This is a genomic window from Paenibacillus amylolyticus (assembly GCF_050990605.1).
Taxonomy (GTDB): domain Bacteria; phylum Bacillota; class Bacilli; order Paenibacillales; family Paenibacillaceae; genus Paenibacillus; species Paenibacillus amylolyticus_H.
Window position 1 is genome coordinate 5,561,840 of the sequence record NZ_CP158832.1, and the last position, 15,829, is coordinate 5,577,668.

General features: G+C 46.5%; 14 protein-coding genes. 7 read left to right on the forward strand and 7 right to left on the reverse strand.

From position 1 onward, the window contains the following. Positions 1 to 54: 54 nt before the first annotated feature. The 5 genes from ABTV53_RS24555 to ABTV53_RS24575 form a co-directional block, all read right to left on the reverse strand. Entirely contained in the window at positions 55 to 1,257 is a 1,203-nt protein-coding gene (locus ABTV53_RS24555; protein ID WP_433747504.1) for a Ger(x)C family spore germination protein, read from the reverse strand. Beyond that, positions 1,254 to 2,354, reverse strand: coding sequence for a spore germination protein (locus ABTV53_RS24560; RefSeq protein ID WP_433747506.1), 1,101 nt, complete (start codon positions 2,352 to 2,354; stop codon positions 1,254 to 1,256). The genes ABTV53_RS24555 and ABTV53_RS24560 overlap by 4 nt, the downstream gene beginning before the upstream one ends. A 40-nt stretch (positions 2,355 to 2,394) precedes the next feature. Further along, positions 2,395 to 4,107 (reverse strand): spore germination protein, encoded by a 1,713-nt coding sequence (locus tag ABTV53_RS24565; protein ID WP_433747508.1) that lies wholly within the window; start codon positions 4,105 to 4,107, stop codon positions 2,395 to 2,397. A gap of 147 nt (positions 4,108 to 4,254) precedes the next feature. Next, positions 4,255 to 5,175: a methyl-accepting chemotaxis protein gene (locus ABTV53_RS24570; protein WP_433747511.1), complete on the reverse strand. Its 921-nt coding sequence runs from the start codon at positions 5,173 to 5,175 to the stop codon at positions 4,255 to 4,257. A gap of 433 nt (positions 5,176 to 5,608) precedes the next feature. Next, a complete protein-coding gene (locus tag ABTV53_RS24575; protein ID WP_433747514.1) occupies positions 5,609 to 6,442 on the reverse strand; it encodes a MurR/RpiR family transcriptional regulator in 834 nt (277 codons plus the stop codon). A gap of 201 nt (positions 6,443 to 6,643) precedes the next feature. Here ABTV53_RS24575 and ABTV53_RS24580 point away from each other — a divergent pair, with 201 nt between their 5' ends. From ABTV53_RS24580 to ABTV53_RS24595, 4 genes are read left to right on the forward strand one after another with little or no spacing between them, the layout of a single operon-like run. After that, positions 6,644 to 7,531 (forward strand): cell division protein FtsQ, encoded by an 888-nt coding sequence (locus ABTV53_RS24580; RefSeq protein WP_433747516.1) that lies wholly within the window; start codon positions 6,644 to 6,646, stop codon positions 7,529 to 7,531. Next, on the forward strand, positions 7,524 to 9,452 hold the full coding sequence (locus ABTV53_RS24585) for an ABC transporter ATP-binding protein (RefSeq protein ID WP_433747519.1): 1,929 nt from the start codon (positions 7,524 to 7,526) through the stop codon (positions 9,450 to 9,452). The genes ABTV53_RS24580 and ABTV53_RS24585 overlap by 8 nt, the downstream gene beginning before the upstream one ends. Then, positions 9,427 to 10,254 carry an energy-coupling factor transporter transmembrane component T family protein gene (locus ABTV53_RS24590; protein ID WP_339310927.1) on the forward strand — a complete coding sequence of 276 codons (828 nt, stop codon included), beginning with the start codon at positions 9,427 to 9,429 and terminating at the stop codon, positions 10,252 to 10,254. The genes ABTV53_RS24585 and ABTV53_RS24590 overlap by 26 nt, the downstream gene beginning before the upstream one ends. Before the next feature lie 41 nt (positions 10,255 to 10,295). After that, entirely contained in the window at positions 10,296 to 11,075 is a 780-nt protein-coding gene (locus ABTV53_RS24595; RefSeq protein ID WP_433747522.1) for a PHP domain-containing protein, read from the forward strand. Positions 11,076 to 11,264: 189 nt separating this feature from the next. Here ABTV53_RS24595 and ABTV53_RS24600 read toward each other — a convergent pair whose 3' ends face one another. Further along, positions 11,265 to 11,708, reverse strand: coding sequence for a VOC family protein (locus ABTV53_RS24600; protein ID WP_339305479.1), 444 nt, complete (start codon positions 11,706 to 11,708; stop codon positions 11,265 to 11,267). A gap of 87 nt (positions 11,709 to 11,795) precedes the next feature. Here ABTV53_RS24600 and ABTV53_RS24605 point away from each other — a divergent pair, with 87 nt between their 5' ends. After that, positions 11,796 to 12,782, forward strand: a complete 987-nt coding sequence (locus ABTV53_RS24605) for a helix-turn-helix transcriptional regulator (protein ID WP_433747526.1) — start codon at positions 11,796 to 11,798, stop codon at positions 12,780 to 12,782. A gap of 39 nt (positions 12,783 to 12,821) precedes the next feature. Here ABTV53_RS24605 and ABTV53_RS24610 read toward each other — a convergent pair whose 3' ends face one another. Next, complete coding sequence (locus ABTV53_RS24610) at positions 12,822 to 14,006, reverse strand: CynX/NimT family MFS transporter (RefSeq protein WP_433747529.1); 1,185 nt, start codon at positions 14,004 to 14,006, stop codon at positions 12,822 to 12,824. A gap of 183 nt (positions 14,007 to 14,189) precedes the next feature. Between ABTV53_RS24610 and ABTV53_RS24615 the strand changes: the two genes are divergently transcribed. Both ABTV53_RS24615 and ABTV53_RS24620 read left to right on the forward strand, forming a co-directional pair. Next, a complete protein-coding gene (locus tag ABTV53_RS24615; protein ID WP_433747532.1) occupies positions 14,190 to 15,056 on the forward strand; it encodes a LysR family transcriptional regulator in 867 nt (288 codons plus the stop codon). Between the two features lie 21 nt (positions 15,057 to 15,077). Then, positions 15,078 to 15,752, forward strand: coding sequence for a VOC family protein (locus ABTV53_RS24620; RefSeq protein WP_433747535.1), 675 nt, complete (start codon positions 15,078 to 15,080; stop codon positions 15,750 to 15,752). Positions 15,753 to 15,829 lie beyond the last annotated feature (77 nt).

Genomic DNA, 15,829 nt, shown 5'->3' on the forward strand with positions numbered 1-15,829 from the left:
AGCGATTGATCATGAGTGTGTCAACATTTAAATAAAAAAGCCCCCCTTTCCATGCTATTCGGTAGAAGACCCCGGATTGGTAATGGTTACCTTCACATCATACGTAATCGGCACAGTGCTAAAAATTTTGTCCCAATCATTTTTGACTTTCTTCCATGTTTTGGGTTCTTTGATCCGCAAGCTATCCCGAAAATCCGCAACATCTACTTTATAGGTTTTCTGAAGTTTGTATAACACCTGTCGAATCTGTTGTTCGGCCAGTTCAGCAAAATCTTTTTCCAACTCTTCGAGGTAAGCACCTTTTTCCTCTTTCTCGGGAGCACGCCAATCCTCCATTAGCCAACCTTCAGATTCAATCTTCACATGGAATGAAATATCATCACCAACCACCTTGGGTATGATTTTGACTTTTCTCTTCTTCATTTCGTATAACACGGTAAACCCTTGTTTGTTGTGTGTCTTCAAGACGCCCCCCTTTTTTTTGGGACTGAGCCACGATAAGCCTTCCAGATCCGTTTGACTGAGTTCCCCGATGAACTTGGTTGTTTTTCCATCAAAGATGCTGCCTCCCGAGAACTTGTCCTCTCCATCGGAGTTTAATACATTCTGGAGCAGGAAGCTCGATCCGGACTGCATTTGAGCGTCTAACTTGGATAGCATAACTGGATCAAGTATTTTATTAGATATATACGAATTGTTCGTAATGCCTGTGAGATAAAATGCTGGTATACGAGAAGGATCCTGTGATGTCAGCACATCTATCGCACGATGATGACTAATTAACACCAGACAGTTGGGCCGAATATCATTATCTCGAAGAACAAAATCAAGCAGTTGGTCCAAACCATATTTTTTGGCAATATCCTTGGAAACAACGATCACCTTCAGATGATGTCCAATGAGAGGCCGATCCCGTCTTAACGCAAACTGACGGAAGATTTGCAACAAGGAATCTCCGGAAAGCTGTTCATTGGAGTAGGATGTTTTGCCGGAAGAAGGCGAACCGGATTGCTGACTCGTTTGAGTATTGGAGGAGCCTGGAGCAATCTGCACCGTAGCTGTCATATAGTTCTTCTTTGGATATGAGCCTCCCTGAGCAGCGATGTCTTTCTCAAATTGAGTCTCTTTACCGACATCGATCCCAAGACCAACATAAAGACTTAGATCCTCTATTTCTCGGCTGCTCCAGCATCCGGATAGCGTCAACAGAATACACAAGGCAGAGACTACACGTAAGAGCATACGAAATGGAATCATGCATGCTTGCCTCCTTTTTTGCGAATCAGACTCATTAACAACAGAACCAGAGGTAAAATGGCGAATAGAAACACGGATGCATTGCCCAGCATATCTCCCAATGCAAAGGTATCTTCCACGGTTTTGGGCATCATGGCCGTCAAATAAATGAACGGTAGCAAACCGTACATAATGCCTTTGATTTTTGGGGTACGAAACAAATCACGAATGCCCACCGAAGCGCAGTAATGTGTAATCGCTGTAGTCGAGAAAATCTGCATGATCCAGATGACCAGTAATAAGGATTCGAATCGCTCGAATATCAGACCTTGAATTTCGAAGCTTCTTACCAGGTCCAACGTTGGCCAGGTTCGAGTTTTGATCCCATCGAGCGATAAACTGCCTACAACCATTACAACCGTGATCAAGTAGATCGCGGTGGATATGAGTATTCCCCAACTGATTGCCTTATTGCTTTTCTTCGGATTTTTCATATAGGCAGTCATGACTAACATCACCTCATATCCCGTATAAGACAATAGTGCAGGCTTCAGTCCTTTGAAAACGGGCATAATCCCATCTCCGAGTACAGGTCTCAGATTACCAATCTCGAATAGCTGGTTACTCAGCAAAATCTCAATAACAAATATAATGATCGTTATTGGCAGAATGATCTCAAATACACGGACAACAACGCTAAGTCCACCTGAGATCAGATAAATTCCGATCCACATGAAGACCATCACAATGGCCCAGGTCGGGGTGCGTTCGAGCAGGTACATTCCTGTGACATCCGCCAAGACTCTAATTTCAAAAGCAGCGATGATTATAAAATACATAATCATGGCACATCCCAATATGTAAGCAATCCAGCTCCCCGTAATTTCACGTGTGAACTGGAAAACGGTTTTCTCTGGAAATCTGCGACACAGGGTAACCAGAATAATGCCAACACCTGTGATAATCAGTCCAGACATAATAATGGATATCCATACATCCGGTGTTCCGACAGCCTTGCTGGTTGTTCGAGGTAGCGTCAATATCCCGGCACCAAGCATGTAATTAACAATAATTACAACGGCCTGTGTCGTGGTAAGCTTTCGTTGGGAGTCGTCCACTATAGTTCACCTCCAGAGCTTCTGTAGATGGAAAATTCGATTACTTTTTGCGATCCTCATCTATCGGATTTGACATTTTGGGACGCATTCTCATCATGTTCAACGGAGCACGGATAACGAAATCCTTCCATTCATTGATGTGATAAGGAACGGCTGGAGCTACATAAGGTACGCCAAAGCTTGAGAGCCGTGCCAGATGTGTGCACACGAGCAGGAAGAACATAACCACGCCATACAGACCAAGCACTGCTGCACTAAACATGGCAGCAAACCGCAGAATCCGAAGTGTTAGCCCTGCACTATACATAGGGATTGTAAAGGAAGATATGGCGGTAACCGCAACAACAATGACGAGAAATTGACTTATGATCCCCGCCTGCACCGCTGCTTGACCAATAATCAAACCGCCTACGATACCCATCGCGGGTGCGATTGGTTTAGGCAGACGAATACCCGCCTCCCTCAAAATCTCAATTGAAAGTTCCATGATGAGTACTTCAATGATTGAAGGGAATGGCACACCTGTACGCGTTTCAATAATTGTCAAAACCAGCTTGGTTGGGATAAGTCCCGGATGGAATGAGATAAAGGAGATATAGAGCGCGGGTGCAAGCAGAGCCAGCATGGCCGCCATAAAACGCATCATCCGCAGAAAGGTTCCGGCAATCCAACGTTCATAGTAATCTTCGGGAGATTGGAGCAACATGCTAAAGGTTACCGGCACAACCAGTACAAACGGTGTCCCATCCAATAAAATAGCCACCCGTCCTTCCAGCAAGGCACCCATAACCCTGTCAGGTCTTTCCGTATTCAGTACCTGTTGAAAAGGACTCAGGGTATTGTCTTCAATAAGCTGCTCCACATATCCTGATTCCAACATGGAATCCATATCCATCTCTTCAATTCGCTTGTGGACTTCAGCCACGAGATTAGGATCAGCAATATCCTGAATATAGGCAACAGCCAAATCTTTTTTGATCCGTGAACCGACTTCATACTTTTTAATGAATAGGCTTTGATTACTGCCATACCGACGTAAAATGCCTGTGTTATCACTTAGTTGCTCTGTAAAACCAATCCGGGGTCCACGGATCAATCCCTCAGACAGTGGTTCATTCACACCGCGTGATTTGACCTTATGTGCTCCGATTAACAAAGCACCTGGCAAACCATCAACCAACAGCGCATTTTTCCCAAAGAGTACGCCAACTGCAAGCTCCTGTAGAGATTTGGTTTCCTCGACCAGACTGACAGGAAGCAATTGATCTTGCAGGTATGCCGACAGTAAATGTGCATTATCCGGATGAAGGAAACCCTCCCGCTTAAGCTCTGGAACGCCTTCCAACATTAATGGTGTAATCAGGTGGTCATCAATTAAGTCTTGATCTACCAAGCCCTCCGTATAAATGACCGCAGCCTGTGTATTGGTTCCCCTAATGGTGAATTCCCGAATATGCACATCTGCATTTAATCCAAAGCTTTCTTTTACACTCGTCAGATTTGTATTGTACTTCTCCGTTAATTTAATATTGGCATATTGGCCAGTCTCGGTTCCCTGGCCCTGTCCTGAAGTTGCTGGCGAGATATCCTTCGAGGATATCAATGGTCGCTTCGAACGAGAGAAGCTTCCACGCTTAATGGCAGCATTGATCCAGCGCGTGGTCATGGTAATGACAATCGGAATGACGAAGACCAAAAATGCCTGAATCCATATGGACCCTCCCGGCACGTAGGATACAATTGTTGACCACATGTTCCCACCCCAACATTTCTCTGCATGACAAAGCTGCAGGTATTCCCAAGTATTGTGTCCCCGTTTGATCACAATAATTCCCGTTTTTTGTGTACTGAACGACAAAAAAACGGTTCCTGTGCACGGAACCGCTATTACTATATATTCTTATACGATTCTGGTTACATGCTCCGCCTTTGCATCCAGCAAATGAGCCGATGCAGCAATTGCCATAAAATCATGCAAAGCGATCTCAATCTGCTTCTGGCTCCGCTCAACGTATTCCTCTACTTTTTTTGTGCCGCCTGTAATATTACCAATTTCCTTGGTTATTCCAGTCACGCTATCACGAATCTCGTTAATCGAGCTCTCCACCATTGCGGATAGTTTCTTAACTTCCTTGGCCACGATATCGAATCCTCGTCCATATTCTCCTGCATGTGCAGCCTCAATGGCAGCATTCAACGCGAGCAATTGCGTCTGAGACGAAATTTCGCGTATCGTTCGTACCACGCCTTGAATCGATCCGGCCTGTTCCTGCAAATGAGTCAATGTTGCACGGTTCGTTGCCGATACCTCTGAGATATAGGAGATACTGGACATTAATTCCTGGCTGCGTTCAATACCTACATCTGCTTGTCCATTTAGCTCATGGGACATCGTTTTCAGTTCGTTCACTACGACCGAAATATTGTTCTGACGGTTGGTAATGTTGGTGGCGATTTTGGAGACACCCAGTATCTTCTGATTCGTCTCATCGTACACCGGCATATATGTCGCCTCAAGCCATACGGAATTTCCCTTTGCATCCTTACGTTCAACCTTGTCCTGGAAGCTGACACCATTATATATGCTATTCCAAAAAACTTCATAGTCCGGGGTATTCGCAAAATGACCGAAGCACAGTTGCTGATGCTTCATGCCGTACATCTCATCTACCGTGTATCCCATCGTCTGGGCAAAGACTTCATTCACATAGGTTACCCGTCGATCCAGATCGAATCGAATGATAGCCAGACTTTTCTCCATCGCCTTGATGACCAGTGCATCGGTGACAACATCTTTCTTTACCATATCTAATATAGGCACTTGATAACCCCCACAGTTCATTCCATAATAGACAGCCTTTTAACTAGTAAAACAACGATTACAACAACATATGTATCCATCAGGTTCTAATGACTCTACTATTGATACCCAATTTGCAGCATTTTGGATCACCTGTTACCGTTTATTTTTTTTATATGTCATTTCATTTGTGAATGCGTGTACATTTTTTTAGTAACTCATGAACTTTAAGGTGTCCGCAACATCGTCCAGAAGGATCAGAATTCAATTGAAGCCATGGCATTCATCATCGTGCTTTCGGAGCATGTTTTATACATGACTCGCATTTCGTCTGTTTCTAGTCACCAGCTGTACTATGTGACACAAGAAAACAGGCCGATTCGTCATGATCATCGCCCTGTTTCTTTATCGACATCTATTAATCGTTCTAGCTTTTCTACAGTCTTCCCATTCATCAGCCTCGCGGCAGCTTGTCTCCATACCGACTGCGAAGTTCAGCAAGCCGCTCCAACTTGGACAGCGCACGCTCTTTCTGATTTAATCCCACAGCCAGCACCATCTGCTCCATTAACAGCAGTGGAGTCACCATGGAATGAAATTCTCCCAGTTCTCCTCTGCTGACGTAAAAAGACAACTCCGTTGCCAGTCCATATAACAAGTCTTCCCGATCTGTTACAAGTATGGCTTTGCTTCCCGTATCACGGGCATAATCCAGAATGACCTCTGCTTCAGGCAACAAGCGGGTGAAACACATGAGCATGACCATATCCTCTTGCTGCATATGCATCAGCGATTCCAATAACTCATGTCCACCTCCTGCAAGGTGAATAACGGTCAATCCAAATCTGGACAAGCGAAATGATAACAGCTCAGCCAGACCGGCAGATGGTCCAGGTGCATAGATGTATACTCTTCGCGCTTCAGCCAGGATGGCTGCTGCCTGCTCCAGATCCCCTTGCTTCATATGAGATAACGTCTCCTGCAAATGGCTGACGGAGGCTTCCAATAATTGAATGGGCAAGCTCGCCGTATCCATACGGGACATGGTTTTATTTAACTTCAACGCGGGTGTTGTGTCTTCAGACGTGCGGAGCCGGATTTTGAATGCCTTGGCATTGTCATATCCAACTGCACGCCAGAAACGGGATACCGTCGCAATGCTGACCCCCAGCCTGTCGGCAATCTCCTGTTCCGTCAGGAATAGAATCTCTTCGGGATTACGTTCAACAAAGTCGGCAATTTTCAGATGGCCTGGCGATAGCTGCTCTTTTTGCGTAAACAAATTCATTCAGGACACACTCCCTTTCTCGCTCTCCAATTAGTATATCAGTGGTCTGGGAAAGAAGGGGGTTATCTATGTAATATTTTTTTCATAAAAATAAATTTATGTAATAAAAATTACAATCGGTTTACAAATGTCTTCTTTCCCGTTAATACTCTGCCCCTAGACTGTGGCTATGATCACCAACTTTCAGGGAGGTATGTATCGATGAAGAAGATGACTGAGCGTTATACGCTGACGTCTTCACAGAAAATGATGGTATTTGTGCTTTCCATGTCACTGTATGGCTTGTCCAACATGTTCACAGAGCTTATTCCCAAGTTACAGCTTGGACCCATTGAATTGTCCGTTGAATATTTTGCTTTTATTCCGCTGACCCTCTGTATTCTGTTTCATCCCATGATTGCCGCGCTTGGTGCTGCCCTTGGCGAAGTCATTTTCGGTGAGCTGATGCTGGGGCAATTTGGCGGACTTGGCGAGCTGGAGAAATTCATTACTTTTTCCTTCGCCATGTACGTCGCTGGGCGTATGGTACGTGATCCCCGTAATCGCCGGCAGGTCGGTATTGCAGCCATGACTGGAGTCATTATTCATCAATTTCTCAGTTCGCTGGTCGATATCGGCAAAGTATGGATCGGTGTGGAACAGCTTGAAGCAGTTCCGGGACTCGCTGAAAGTGTAGTTCTGATCGAAGGGGTTGGTTTCCTTAATGACGTACTGTTCTCGGGCATCCTCTTCGCTCTACTGCCAACGCTGTATCTGGTTCCCCTGCTCTATGGCAAAATTGAACCACTGCTCGGAATCAAACCTCGTAATCCTGGCATGAAGTATGAAGGCGTTGGCTTCTTCCGTCCAAAGCTCATCCTGATCGGTGTGTTACTGCTCGCGGTGGCTTTCGGCGCCGAATCCCTCTCCGAGCTGGATATTAACTTCGCGGTGTGGGAGACGGATTATGCGGATCAATACGGCTCTGCCTCCATCTGGATCAGTATTGGTACTGCGGCATTCGTCGCTGTGGTGACACTCATCTTCATGCGGGTCAGACGCAACAAGAACAACTCCATTGCAGATTCGGAGAGCGGTCCTTATGCATAATGTGATGTCCCAACCTGTTTCTATTTCCACACCGGAGTCCGCTATCTCCATTCAAAATGTGACCTTTACCTATCCCGGCTCGAAGGAGCCTGTTCTGAACGGGGCTTCACTTGAACTTCCACAGGGCAGTTTCACTGCAATCATCGGGAGCAACGGTTGTGGCAAATCAACGATGTGCAAATTGTTCAATGGTCTCATCCCCCAATTCTACACGGGTGACTTCTCTGGTGAAGTATATGTACTTGGTGTACCTGCCGAAGACCGAAGTGTTGCAGACCTGTCCAAAAAAATCGGTTATGTATACCAGGACTTTGATAATCAACTGGTCCGTCCAACTGTTCTGGATGAAGCCTGCTTTGCACCTCTGAACTACGGGTTATCCAATTACCGGGAGTTGGGTGAACAGGCGCTTGCCATGTGCGGACTGGATACCATTCACAACCGATACATCTGGGAATTGAGTGGTGGGCAGAAACATCTGCTCGCTCTTGCCGGTGCGCTGTCACTCGACCCGGATATTCTGATCGTCGACGAGCCGGTTTCCCAGCTCGATCCGCAGCATGCGAGACTGATCTACGAATGTCTGTCCCGATTAAATACGGAATATGGCAAGACGATTATCGTCATTGAGCACCATACCGAATTTATCGCCGACTTCTGCGAAGACGTGGTGCTGATGGATAAAGGCCGTGTGCTCTGGAATCTTCCCGTCAAGGAAGGCTTGAATCGAATTGCCGATCTGGAGCGGCTTGGCATTCAGCCACCCGAGGTGACTCGTGCAGCTATTCAAGCGGTTGAGCATTACAGGGAAGATGAATTACCCAGCAATACCCAGGTTTCTGCTACTCGATATTGGTTCCCCATTACGGTGGAGGAAGCCGTGGTTTACTTTGTACAACGACACTACCAGCAGGACTTACATGCTTCAGACAAACCGAGGGATGCTGCAGAACATGTGTTGCAGATGAAAACTATGAATACGATCCAGTCTGCCATGGAGCAGAACGATTCAGCTGTTTCGCGGATATCGAGGGGCATACTGACAGATTCTACTGCGGCGCCTGTTCCCATTGTCGAATTTCAAAATACGCGGCTACGGTACAGAGGACTGGGAAAAAAAGAGCATGAGGTTATTCGTGGCATTAACTTTTCACTGCATGAAGGAGAACGGATTGCCTTGGTTGGCAACAACGGAGCCGGCAAATCTTCACTGCTCAGACTCATGGCTGGAATCAGCTTGCCTCAGGAAGGCAGTGTCAGCGTTTTGGGCGAGGTTACCCATCGATCTTCTTTGGAACAGCTTGCAGGCAGAGTCGCGTATATTTTTCAGAACTCCTCCGAGATGTTCATCGAAGATAGTGTGCGCAAAGAAGTGGCGTATTTCCTGAAAACCCGTCGCATTCAGGACGCTGACAAGCAGATCGCTCATGTGCTGGATCGCTTCCGGCTGACGCCACTACAAGAGCGGGATGCCCGACTCCTGAGCGGTGGACAACAACGGCGGGTTACCCTCGCCATCGGTGCAGCCATGAAACCTTCTCTCATGTTGCTCGATGAACCTACTGCCAATCTGGATCTTGCTACAAGGGAAGAGTTGATTGGTGTACTGAATGAACTCGATCAGTATGTGCGTACAACCGTCATTGCCACGCATGACATGCAACTGGTTACCCAGTGGGCCAGTCGGGTCATCGTACTCCACAATGGCCGGGTAGAAGCTGACGGCACCCCTGCCGAGGTATTCGCCGACGAACCCCTTCTGCGGCGATCAGGGCTTGCCCTTACGCAGATCATGGAGCTCTCGCATCGTATCGGATTGCCTGCACTCTGCCCTACAACCGATGACTTTGTTGCAGGTCTGTTAAAGCAATCATTCATCAAGGAGGAGGCCCGTCATGCAGCTTGTCCGCAACTGGTTTGACAAACTATCGATTGAACGCATACAGCTGGAGCTAATGAATACCGTTTATGGCAGTGGTCATGCCAGCCTGTCACGGATTGACCCGCGTGCCATGCTGATTTGGTATCTCTTTTTTGCCATTGTACCCTGGTTTATTCATAACGGCACCGTGCTGCTCGGCATGTTCCTACTCATGGTCACCACCACGATTTTATCTCGGGCTGCTCCCTTTATTATCATCATTCTCTGCCTGGGGTTAATTGGTCAGGTGGGCTGGATGTTTATCATCTCGCTGTTCTTCGGAGGCAATTGGGAATCTGCATTCCCCCTGTTGCTGCTCACCCTCAAGCTGTCCATCGTCTCGCTGGCGAGTATCACCGTATTCTCGGGTATGGACCCGGAACGGATTGGCGATGGATTACTAGCTCTCGGCATGCCTGCAACATTCTCGTTCAGCCTTTCTTACGCTTATCGGATCTTGCCAGTGCTGTTCGGTGAGTTCCGGAATATCATGTTGTCCTACCGATTGCGGGGTCTTGTTCCTTCCCGGCATGGATGGCTCTACTGGCGGCTTGTCGTTTATTATATGAAACTGTTCGTCGTGTCCTTCTTCCCGCTCATGCTGGCTACAGCCAAACGCTCACGCACAACCGTTGAAGCACTGGAGACACGTGGCTTCTCTTACGGCATGAAGCATCCAGAATCCAAACGTCTGAAGCTGGCCCATCTAACAATTACCCCACGTGACATCGGGTTTCTCGCTGGATCGGCGCTTTATGTGGCTCTACTGTTTTGGTTCGGCGCACATTTTGAAATTTTGTAATTCATATACTTAACCATTCATGGAATAAAAGGAGTGTCATTATGCGCATTGATCTTCATACTCACGGCAAATTATCCAAAAACTCTGATTTCTCGATCGAGTATTTCACCGAAATGGTCACGGAAGCGAAAGCCAGCGGGCTGAATGCCCTCGCGCTTACAGAGCATTTTAACACCCGTCACTTCTACGATGTCTATGAGACGCTGGATCGTCTTTACCCCTATAACGGAGAGTACTACGATGCAGGGGGACTTCGCATTTTCCCCGGGATGGAAGTGGATATTCAGGAGACGGGGCACATTTTGCTGATTGGTCAAAAAGAACATATCCTCGCCGTCCGTGCCAGCTTGGAAAATTATACAGCCAAGGGGTCTTTCATTCCCTTTGCGGACCTCCTGGATCTGACCGAAGCATGGCCTTTACTCAAAATCGGTGCACACCCTTACCGCGAATCCACTCCGCTGCATCAGTTGGACCGTAACCTGCTTGGGCGTCTGGATGCATTCGACCTGAATGCCAAGGACATGTACAAAGTCGGTATCCAGACCTGCCGCAGTCAGGTCGAACCATTTGCCCAATCCCTTGGCAAGCCGGTTACTGCTGGAAGTGATACACACCAATGTCTGCAATACGGCAGTGTAAGCAACGTGTTGGATCGTCCATGTGCATCGGTCGCTGAACTCAAAGAGCAGATTCTCACCAGAGCGTACACCATCGAAATCTCCGCCGATCTTCCCTTACGCGTCAAAGCCTCTGTGATGCTTAAGAAAGTAATGAAACGTCTTGCCAAGCTGGAGGCCGCCAGTCTGCAGGAGGTTTAGAACGAGGAGCCACATTTAGACTCACTAAATGGCTGAATGAAAGTTATCAAGCTCAAAAGAGACATGCTCACCAAGAGCATGTCCCTTTTGTATTCCAGCATTATTCGTAGCCTATCAGACTACTGAAGTGCGCTTTAGTGACGAATATTCACTTGAGACATGAAGGAATGATTGGACTCCTCACCTTGATTAAAAATCGTGCACAGTGACACACAGCTGAATCGCAATGCCAAATGGGTCCCGCACAATGCCATAACCTGGGCTAAATTCATTTTGCTCGTACGGTACCAATACCTTCACGCCCTCATGTTGCATCAGAGAATGATACAGTTGATCGATTGTATGTTTATCCTTGGATTGAATACATAGTGATGTGCTGTTCCCCAGCTGCCATGCTCTCTCCGTGTCCATTGCTTCTTCCGCAATCATGACTTTGTTAACCCCAATCTCCAGCACCGAATGTGTAATATACTCATCTTGACCGGCAGGGTACTCGAAGCCCGGGTTCATCTCCTTCATCTCTTTATAACTTTTCTTGAATATCACCTTGGCGCCCAGAAATTCCTCATAAAAAGCAATGGCTGCGGCCGCATCCCCGTTCATCGACAAAAATGGTATCACTTCAAAATTCATTATATTGCCTCCTAGTTCCTAATGGATTACACTTATCACTATAACAACGAAAGGTGCCAATCTATGGCACCATTAAGAGGTTTCGATATGAAAAAATCAGAACGCATGAATCAGATGCTGCGCTATATTAATCAAAAACAACAGTTCACCCTGCAAGATCTTATGCAGGAGTTTCAGATCTCCAAACGAACCGCGATAAGAGATATCGCTTCATTGGAAGAGTTGGGTGCGCCCATCTATGTCGAATATGGACGCTACGGCGGATATCGACTGCTGCAGCAGATGCAGCTGCCTCCCATTTCGTTTAATACAGGTGAGCTTCATGCCCTTTATGTTGCGATGCAGGCTCTCCGCAGTTTCTCCAGCTTACCCTTTCAAGTCTCTTTCCGGACCATACATGAGAAATTTATGAGCGCGTTATCCGACAAGCAACGCCAGGATATTGAGAACATTCAACACCGGGTATCCTTCAGACATACGGAGCAGATCCGCGATAGTGCACATTTGGAGTTTCTGTTGATGGCTGCTGTGCAGAATATAGTGATCCAGATTACGTACGCTAATCAGCGGAGAACTACTGATCAAAGGCCATCTTCTGCACACACCAATATCCGCACGATTCAACCCATCACGCTCTATGCCATGAAAGGCTATTGGTATTGCCAGGCCTATGATCTGCAAAAACAAGCGTATCGTGTATTCCGCTGCGACCGCATCATTTCAGCCGAAGTGTCCGACATTGAACCTTTGGCTCATGTTATTAAACTTCATGCTAAGGATACCCATTCGTTATGGGAACCATCACCACATGCTATTCCATTTCAATGTCAGATTGATGAAGCCGGAGTTGAACTTTTCCAGCAAGAACATTTTCCATCCATGCAGATCATACACGTCAACGAATCGGAAAATGAGCCGGCACAAATGCTTCTTGTTGGTTCGTATGAAACTTATGAGCTTGATTTCATTGTTCGGTACCTCGCAGGATTCGGCAAATCCATTAAGATCATGGAACCAGAAATGTTAAAGGAATCATTGCGACAGTATTATATGGACTTGTTAGATCATATATAAAGACTATATTTTCTACACCCATTTTACTTCACATGACTTTTAGCTCCGCTTCTGGCCAACAACTTCCGTGCTATTCTTATTGCCAATAGCTATTTGCACGATGATCTGCAGCACAATGATAATAGCCAAACCATAGAATGCTTGCACAAAGCTGCCTGTCAGGTCGTGGAGCCAACCAATCGCCAGCGGCCCCAGTGCTCCAAGAATGTAGCCACCAGATTGAGTCATCGCCGACCAGCTGCTGGCTTCCTGAGCATTGTTTGTCTCATCAATTGGCAACATGAGTGCAATCGGGAACAGTCCGCCTGCACCAATACCGAGCGGAATCGCCGCGAGCCAAGGACTGACAGAGAGATTCAGCATCAGGACACCTGTTAACTCCAACATCGCACAGCCGACAAGCCAGAAGACACGTCTTTGGTACCGGTGTACAAGCATGGGAATGAATAACGTTGAGGGCAGTGATATCAATGTAAATAACGTTTGGATGTTGCCAGCAGTCTCTTGGCTATACCCATGGCTTTGAATGGCTGGCGCAAGCCAAGCGGTTAATGAATAGAAGATCGCGGCCATCAGTCCGAAGAACAATGTCAGTACCCATGCACGACTGTTCTTCACCGGAAGTGGTGCATGAATGACAGCCGAGGTTTGTCCGGATTGTCGCTCTGTACGCGCAGACCAGGCTAATTTTAACCAGATCGGCAATGCAATGGCTGCGAGTAATGCCCAGGTAGCCAAAGAACCTCTCCAAGATCCACCCAACGTATGCTGAAGCGGAACCGATAATCCCACACTAATGCTGGCCCCCATCACCATTGCTGTAGAGTAGATGCCGACCATCGCTGCTACTCGGTTAGGGAAATACTGCTTAATAAAGCTGGACAGCAGCGGACCTGCTAAAGCAATCCCTACACCTGACAGAAAAGAAGTGAACATCATCAACGGAGTTGCACCTACGAACAATCGTAATCCCGTACCAATTCCAATAAGGATTAAAGCCAGCACAATGGCACCTTCGTTCCCCCACCTTCTACTTAGTCTTACAGAGAATGGAGCGAATATGCCCATACATAATACCGGTAGTGTTGTTAACAGACTGGCGGTCATGCCGCTCAATCCCAGATCATTCTGTATGGTACTCATCAGAGGAGAAATGGAAGTAATCGGTGGTCTTAAGTTCAGTGAAGCCAGAATAAGCGCCAATACAATATAAAAAAGTTTCATTATAGATCACCTCATGGTAGTAGTCTCGTTGCCTTCACCAAAGATCCTATTCTTTAATGAGAAGATCTTCGGGTGGTGCAAGATTAAGTATAGGATCATTAGAATGATTGAACAATACTATTATTTCTATTAAAATGATTACTAAAACCAATGATTAGAGGTGAACTCATGGAGATTCGTCAGATGGAAAACTTTATTACCGTGTGTGAGGAGCTTCATTTTACGCGGGCAGCTGAGAAACTTGGCATATCCCAACCTACGTTGAGTCAACAAATACGTGGATTGGAGGATGAACTTGGTGTTCCTTTGTTTGACCGTGTCGGCAAAAAGATTGTGATGACCCAGGCAGGTACTCTGTTTCTGGAGCACTGTGTACAGATGATCCGGCATTTACAGAATACTCAGGATGCGCTAGCAGAATTCCGGAATGATCAGCGGGGACGATTGGTTATTGGTGTTCTTCCATCCGATTTGGATTACCGCATCACTCCATTGCTCGTTGATTTTCATGCACGATTCCCCAAGGTGCAATTGAAGGTTATTTCTTCGATCTATGTTGTCAATCAAGTGTTGGAAAATGAAGTCGACATCGGCATCGAGATCACGTCTGCTCCTGATGATCGGCTTGTACGCATTCCTTTGTGCAGTGAAGAATACGTACTTGTCGTTTCCGAGAATCATGATTGGGCTGAACGAAGCACAATTGAAATTCAGGAGCTACGTGATATCCAAACGGTGATGTTTCCCGAAGGATTTACAGGCAGAGAATTGGTCGACGGCTATTGTCGTAAATATGGATTCAGCCTAAATACCATCATGGAGACCAGTTCGGCAACCTCCATCATTAGCCTGGTCAAAGCCAACGTCGGAGGAACACTGCTGCCTTATCCTCTGATCCAAGCCATGAATGAGCCCACGCTGCGTTGCATCCGAATTACAGACGATCCGCCATACCGACACTTTGAGATCATCCATCGCTCCGACCGTTACCTGACGCAATCGGCCAAGGCATTTATTGAGAAGACAATTGAGTATTTCAATCAAAGGTGAGTTTAAAAGGAGGATATTGAAATGAAAATAAGAGAAGTTGGTTTGTTGACACATCAAATCGAGGCCATAAAGGAGTTTTACGGTACACTACTGGAATTGGAACTTGTGGAGGATGGTACAACATGCGTTTCATTCCGTACGGGGAACTCGGTCCTATCTTTTAAGAAAGCGCCAGAACAAGAGAAGCCCTACTATCATGTAGCATTTACGATTCCAACGAATACACTTGCTGTTGCAAAAAAGTGGGCTCAAGACCGTAACATTCCATTGCTCTCCAAAGATGGACAAGATGAATTCTATTTCCCCTACTGGGATGCAACCGCCTTCTATTTCTATGATCCAAGCGGCAACTTGATGGAATTTATCGCTCACCATTCACTCGATAATGCAGTTGATGAAGCTTTCGAAGCGAAGCATCTGTTATGTATTAGTGAAATCGGCCTGCCTGTTGATGATGTTCCTGAGACGATGAACACATTGAATGGGCATTATCAACTTGACCCCTTTGCCGGAGACGGAAAGAAATTCTCCCCCACAGGTGATGCAGAAGGCATGTTTATTGTCATTGATAAACAGATGCCCTGGTTCCCAGACGGGCGTATGCCTGGTGTTTTCGCTACAGAGGTGAAGGTGGAAACTGGGCAGCCCGGTAGTCTACATTTACAGGACGGCTTGTACTCCATTGTATCTAATTAAAGGAGAACAACTACAAAAGCCGAGTAAACTCAGGAATATGATCCTGATCTCACTCGGCTTCCATGACTAGACTTTAT

Bases quoted from the DNA above. Each gene is read 5' to 3' on its own strand.
- ABTV53_RS24575 (WP_433747514.1), bottom strand. From the start codon at position 6,442: ATGAATTTGTTTACGCAAAAAGAGCAGCTATCGCCAGGCCATCTGAAA.
- ABTV53_RS24585 (WP_433747519.1), top strand. From the start codon at position 7,524: ATGCATAATGTGATGTCCCAACCTGTTTCTATTTCCACACCGGAGTCC.
- ABTV53_RS24565 (WP_433747508.1), bottom strand. From the start codon at position 4,107: ATGTGGTCAACAATTGTATCCTACGTGCCGGGAGGGTCCATATGGATT.
- ABTV53_RS24610 (WP_433747529.1), bottom strand. From the start codon at position 14,006: ATGAAACTTTTTTATATTGTATTGGCGCTTATTCTGGCTTCACTGAAC.
- ABTV53_RS24580 (WP_433747516.1), top strand. From the start codon at position 6,644: ATGAAGAAGATGACTGAGCGTTATACGCTGACGTCTTCACAGAAAATG.
- ABTV53_RS24590 (WP_339310927.1), top strand. From the start codon at position 9,427: ATGCAGCTTGTCCGCAACTGGTTTGACAAACTATCGATTGAACGCATA.
- ABTV53_RS24620 (WP_433747535.1), top strand. From the start codon at position 15,078: ATGAAAATAAGAGAAGTTGGTTTGTTGACACATCAAATCGAGGCCATA.
- ABTV53_RS24600 (WP_339305479.1), bottom strand. From the start codon at position 11,708: ATGAATTTTGAAGTGATACCATTTTTGTCGATGAACGGGGATGCGGCC.
- ABTV53_RS24615 (WP_433747532.1), top strand. From the start codon at position 14,190: ATGGAAAACTTTATTACCGTGTGTGAGGAGCTTCATTTTACGCGGGCA.
- ABTV53_RS24555 (WP_433747504.1), bottom strand. From the start codon at position 1,257: ATGATTCCATTTCGTATGCTCTTACGTGTAGTCTCTGCCTTGTGTATT.
- ABTV53_RS24595 (WP_433747522.1), top strand. From the start codon at position 10,296: ATGCGCATTGATCTTCATACTCACGGCAAATTATCCAAAAACTCTGAT.
- ABTV53_RS24605 (WP_433747526.1), top strand. From the start codon at position 11,796: ATGAAAAAATCAGAACGCATGAATCAGATGCTGCGCTATATTAATCAA.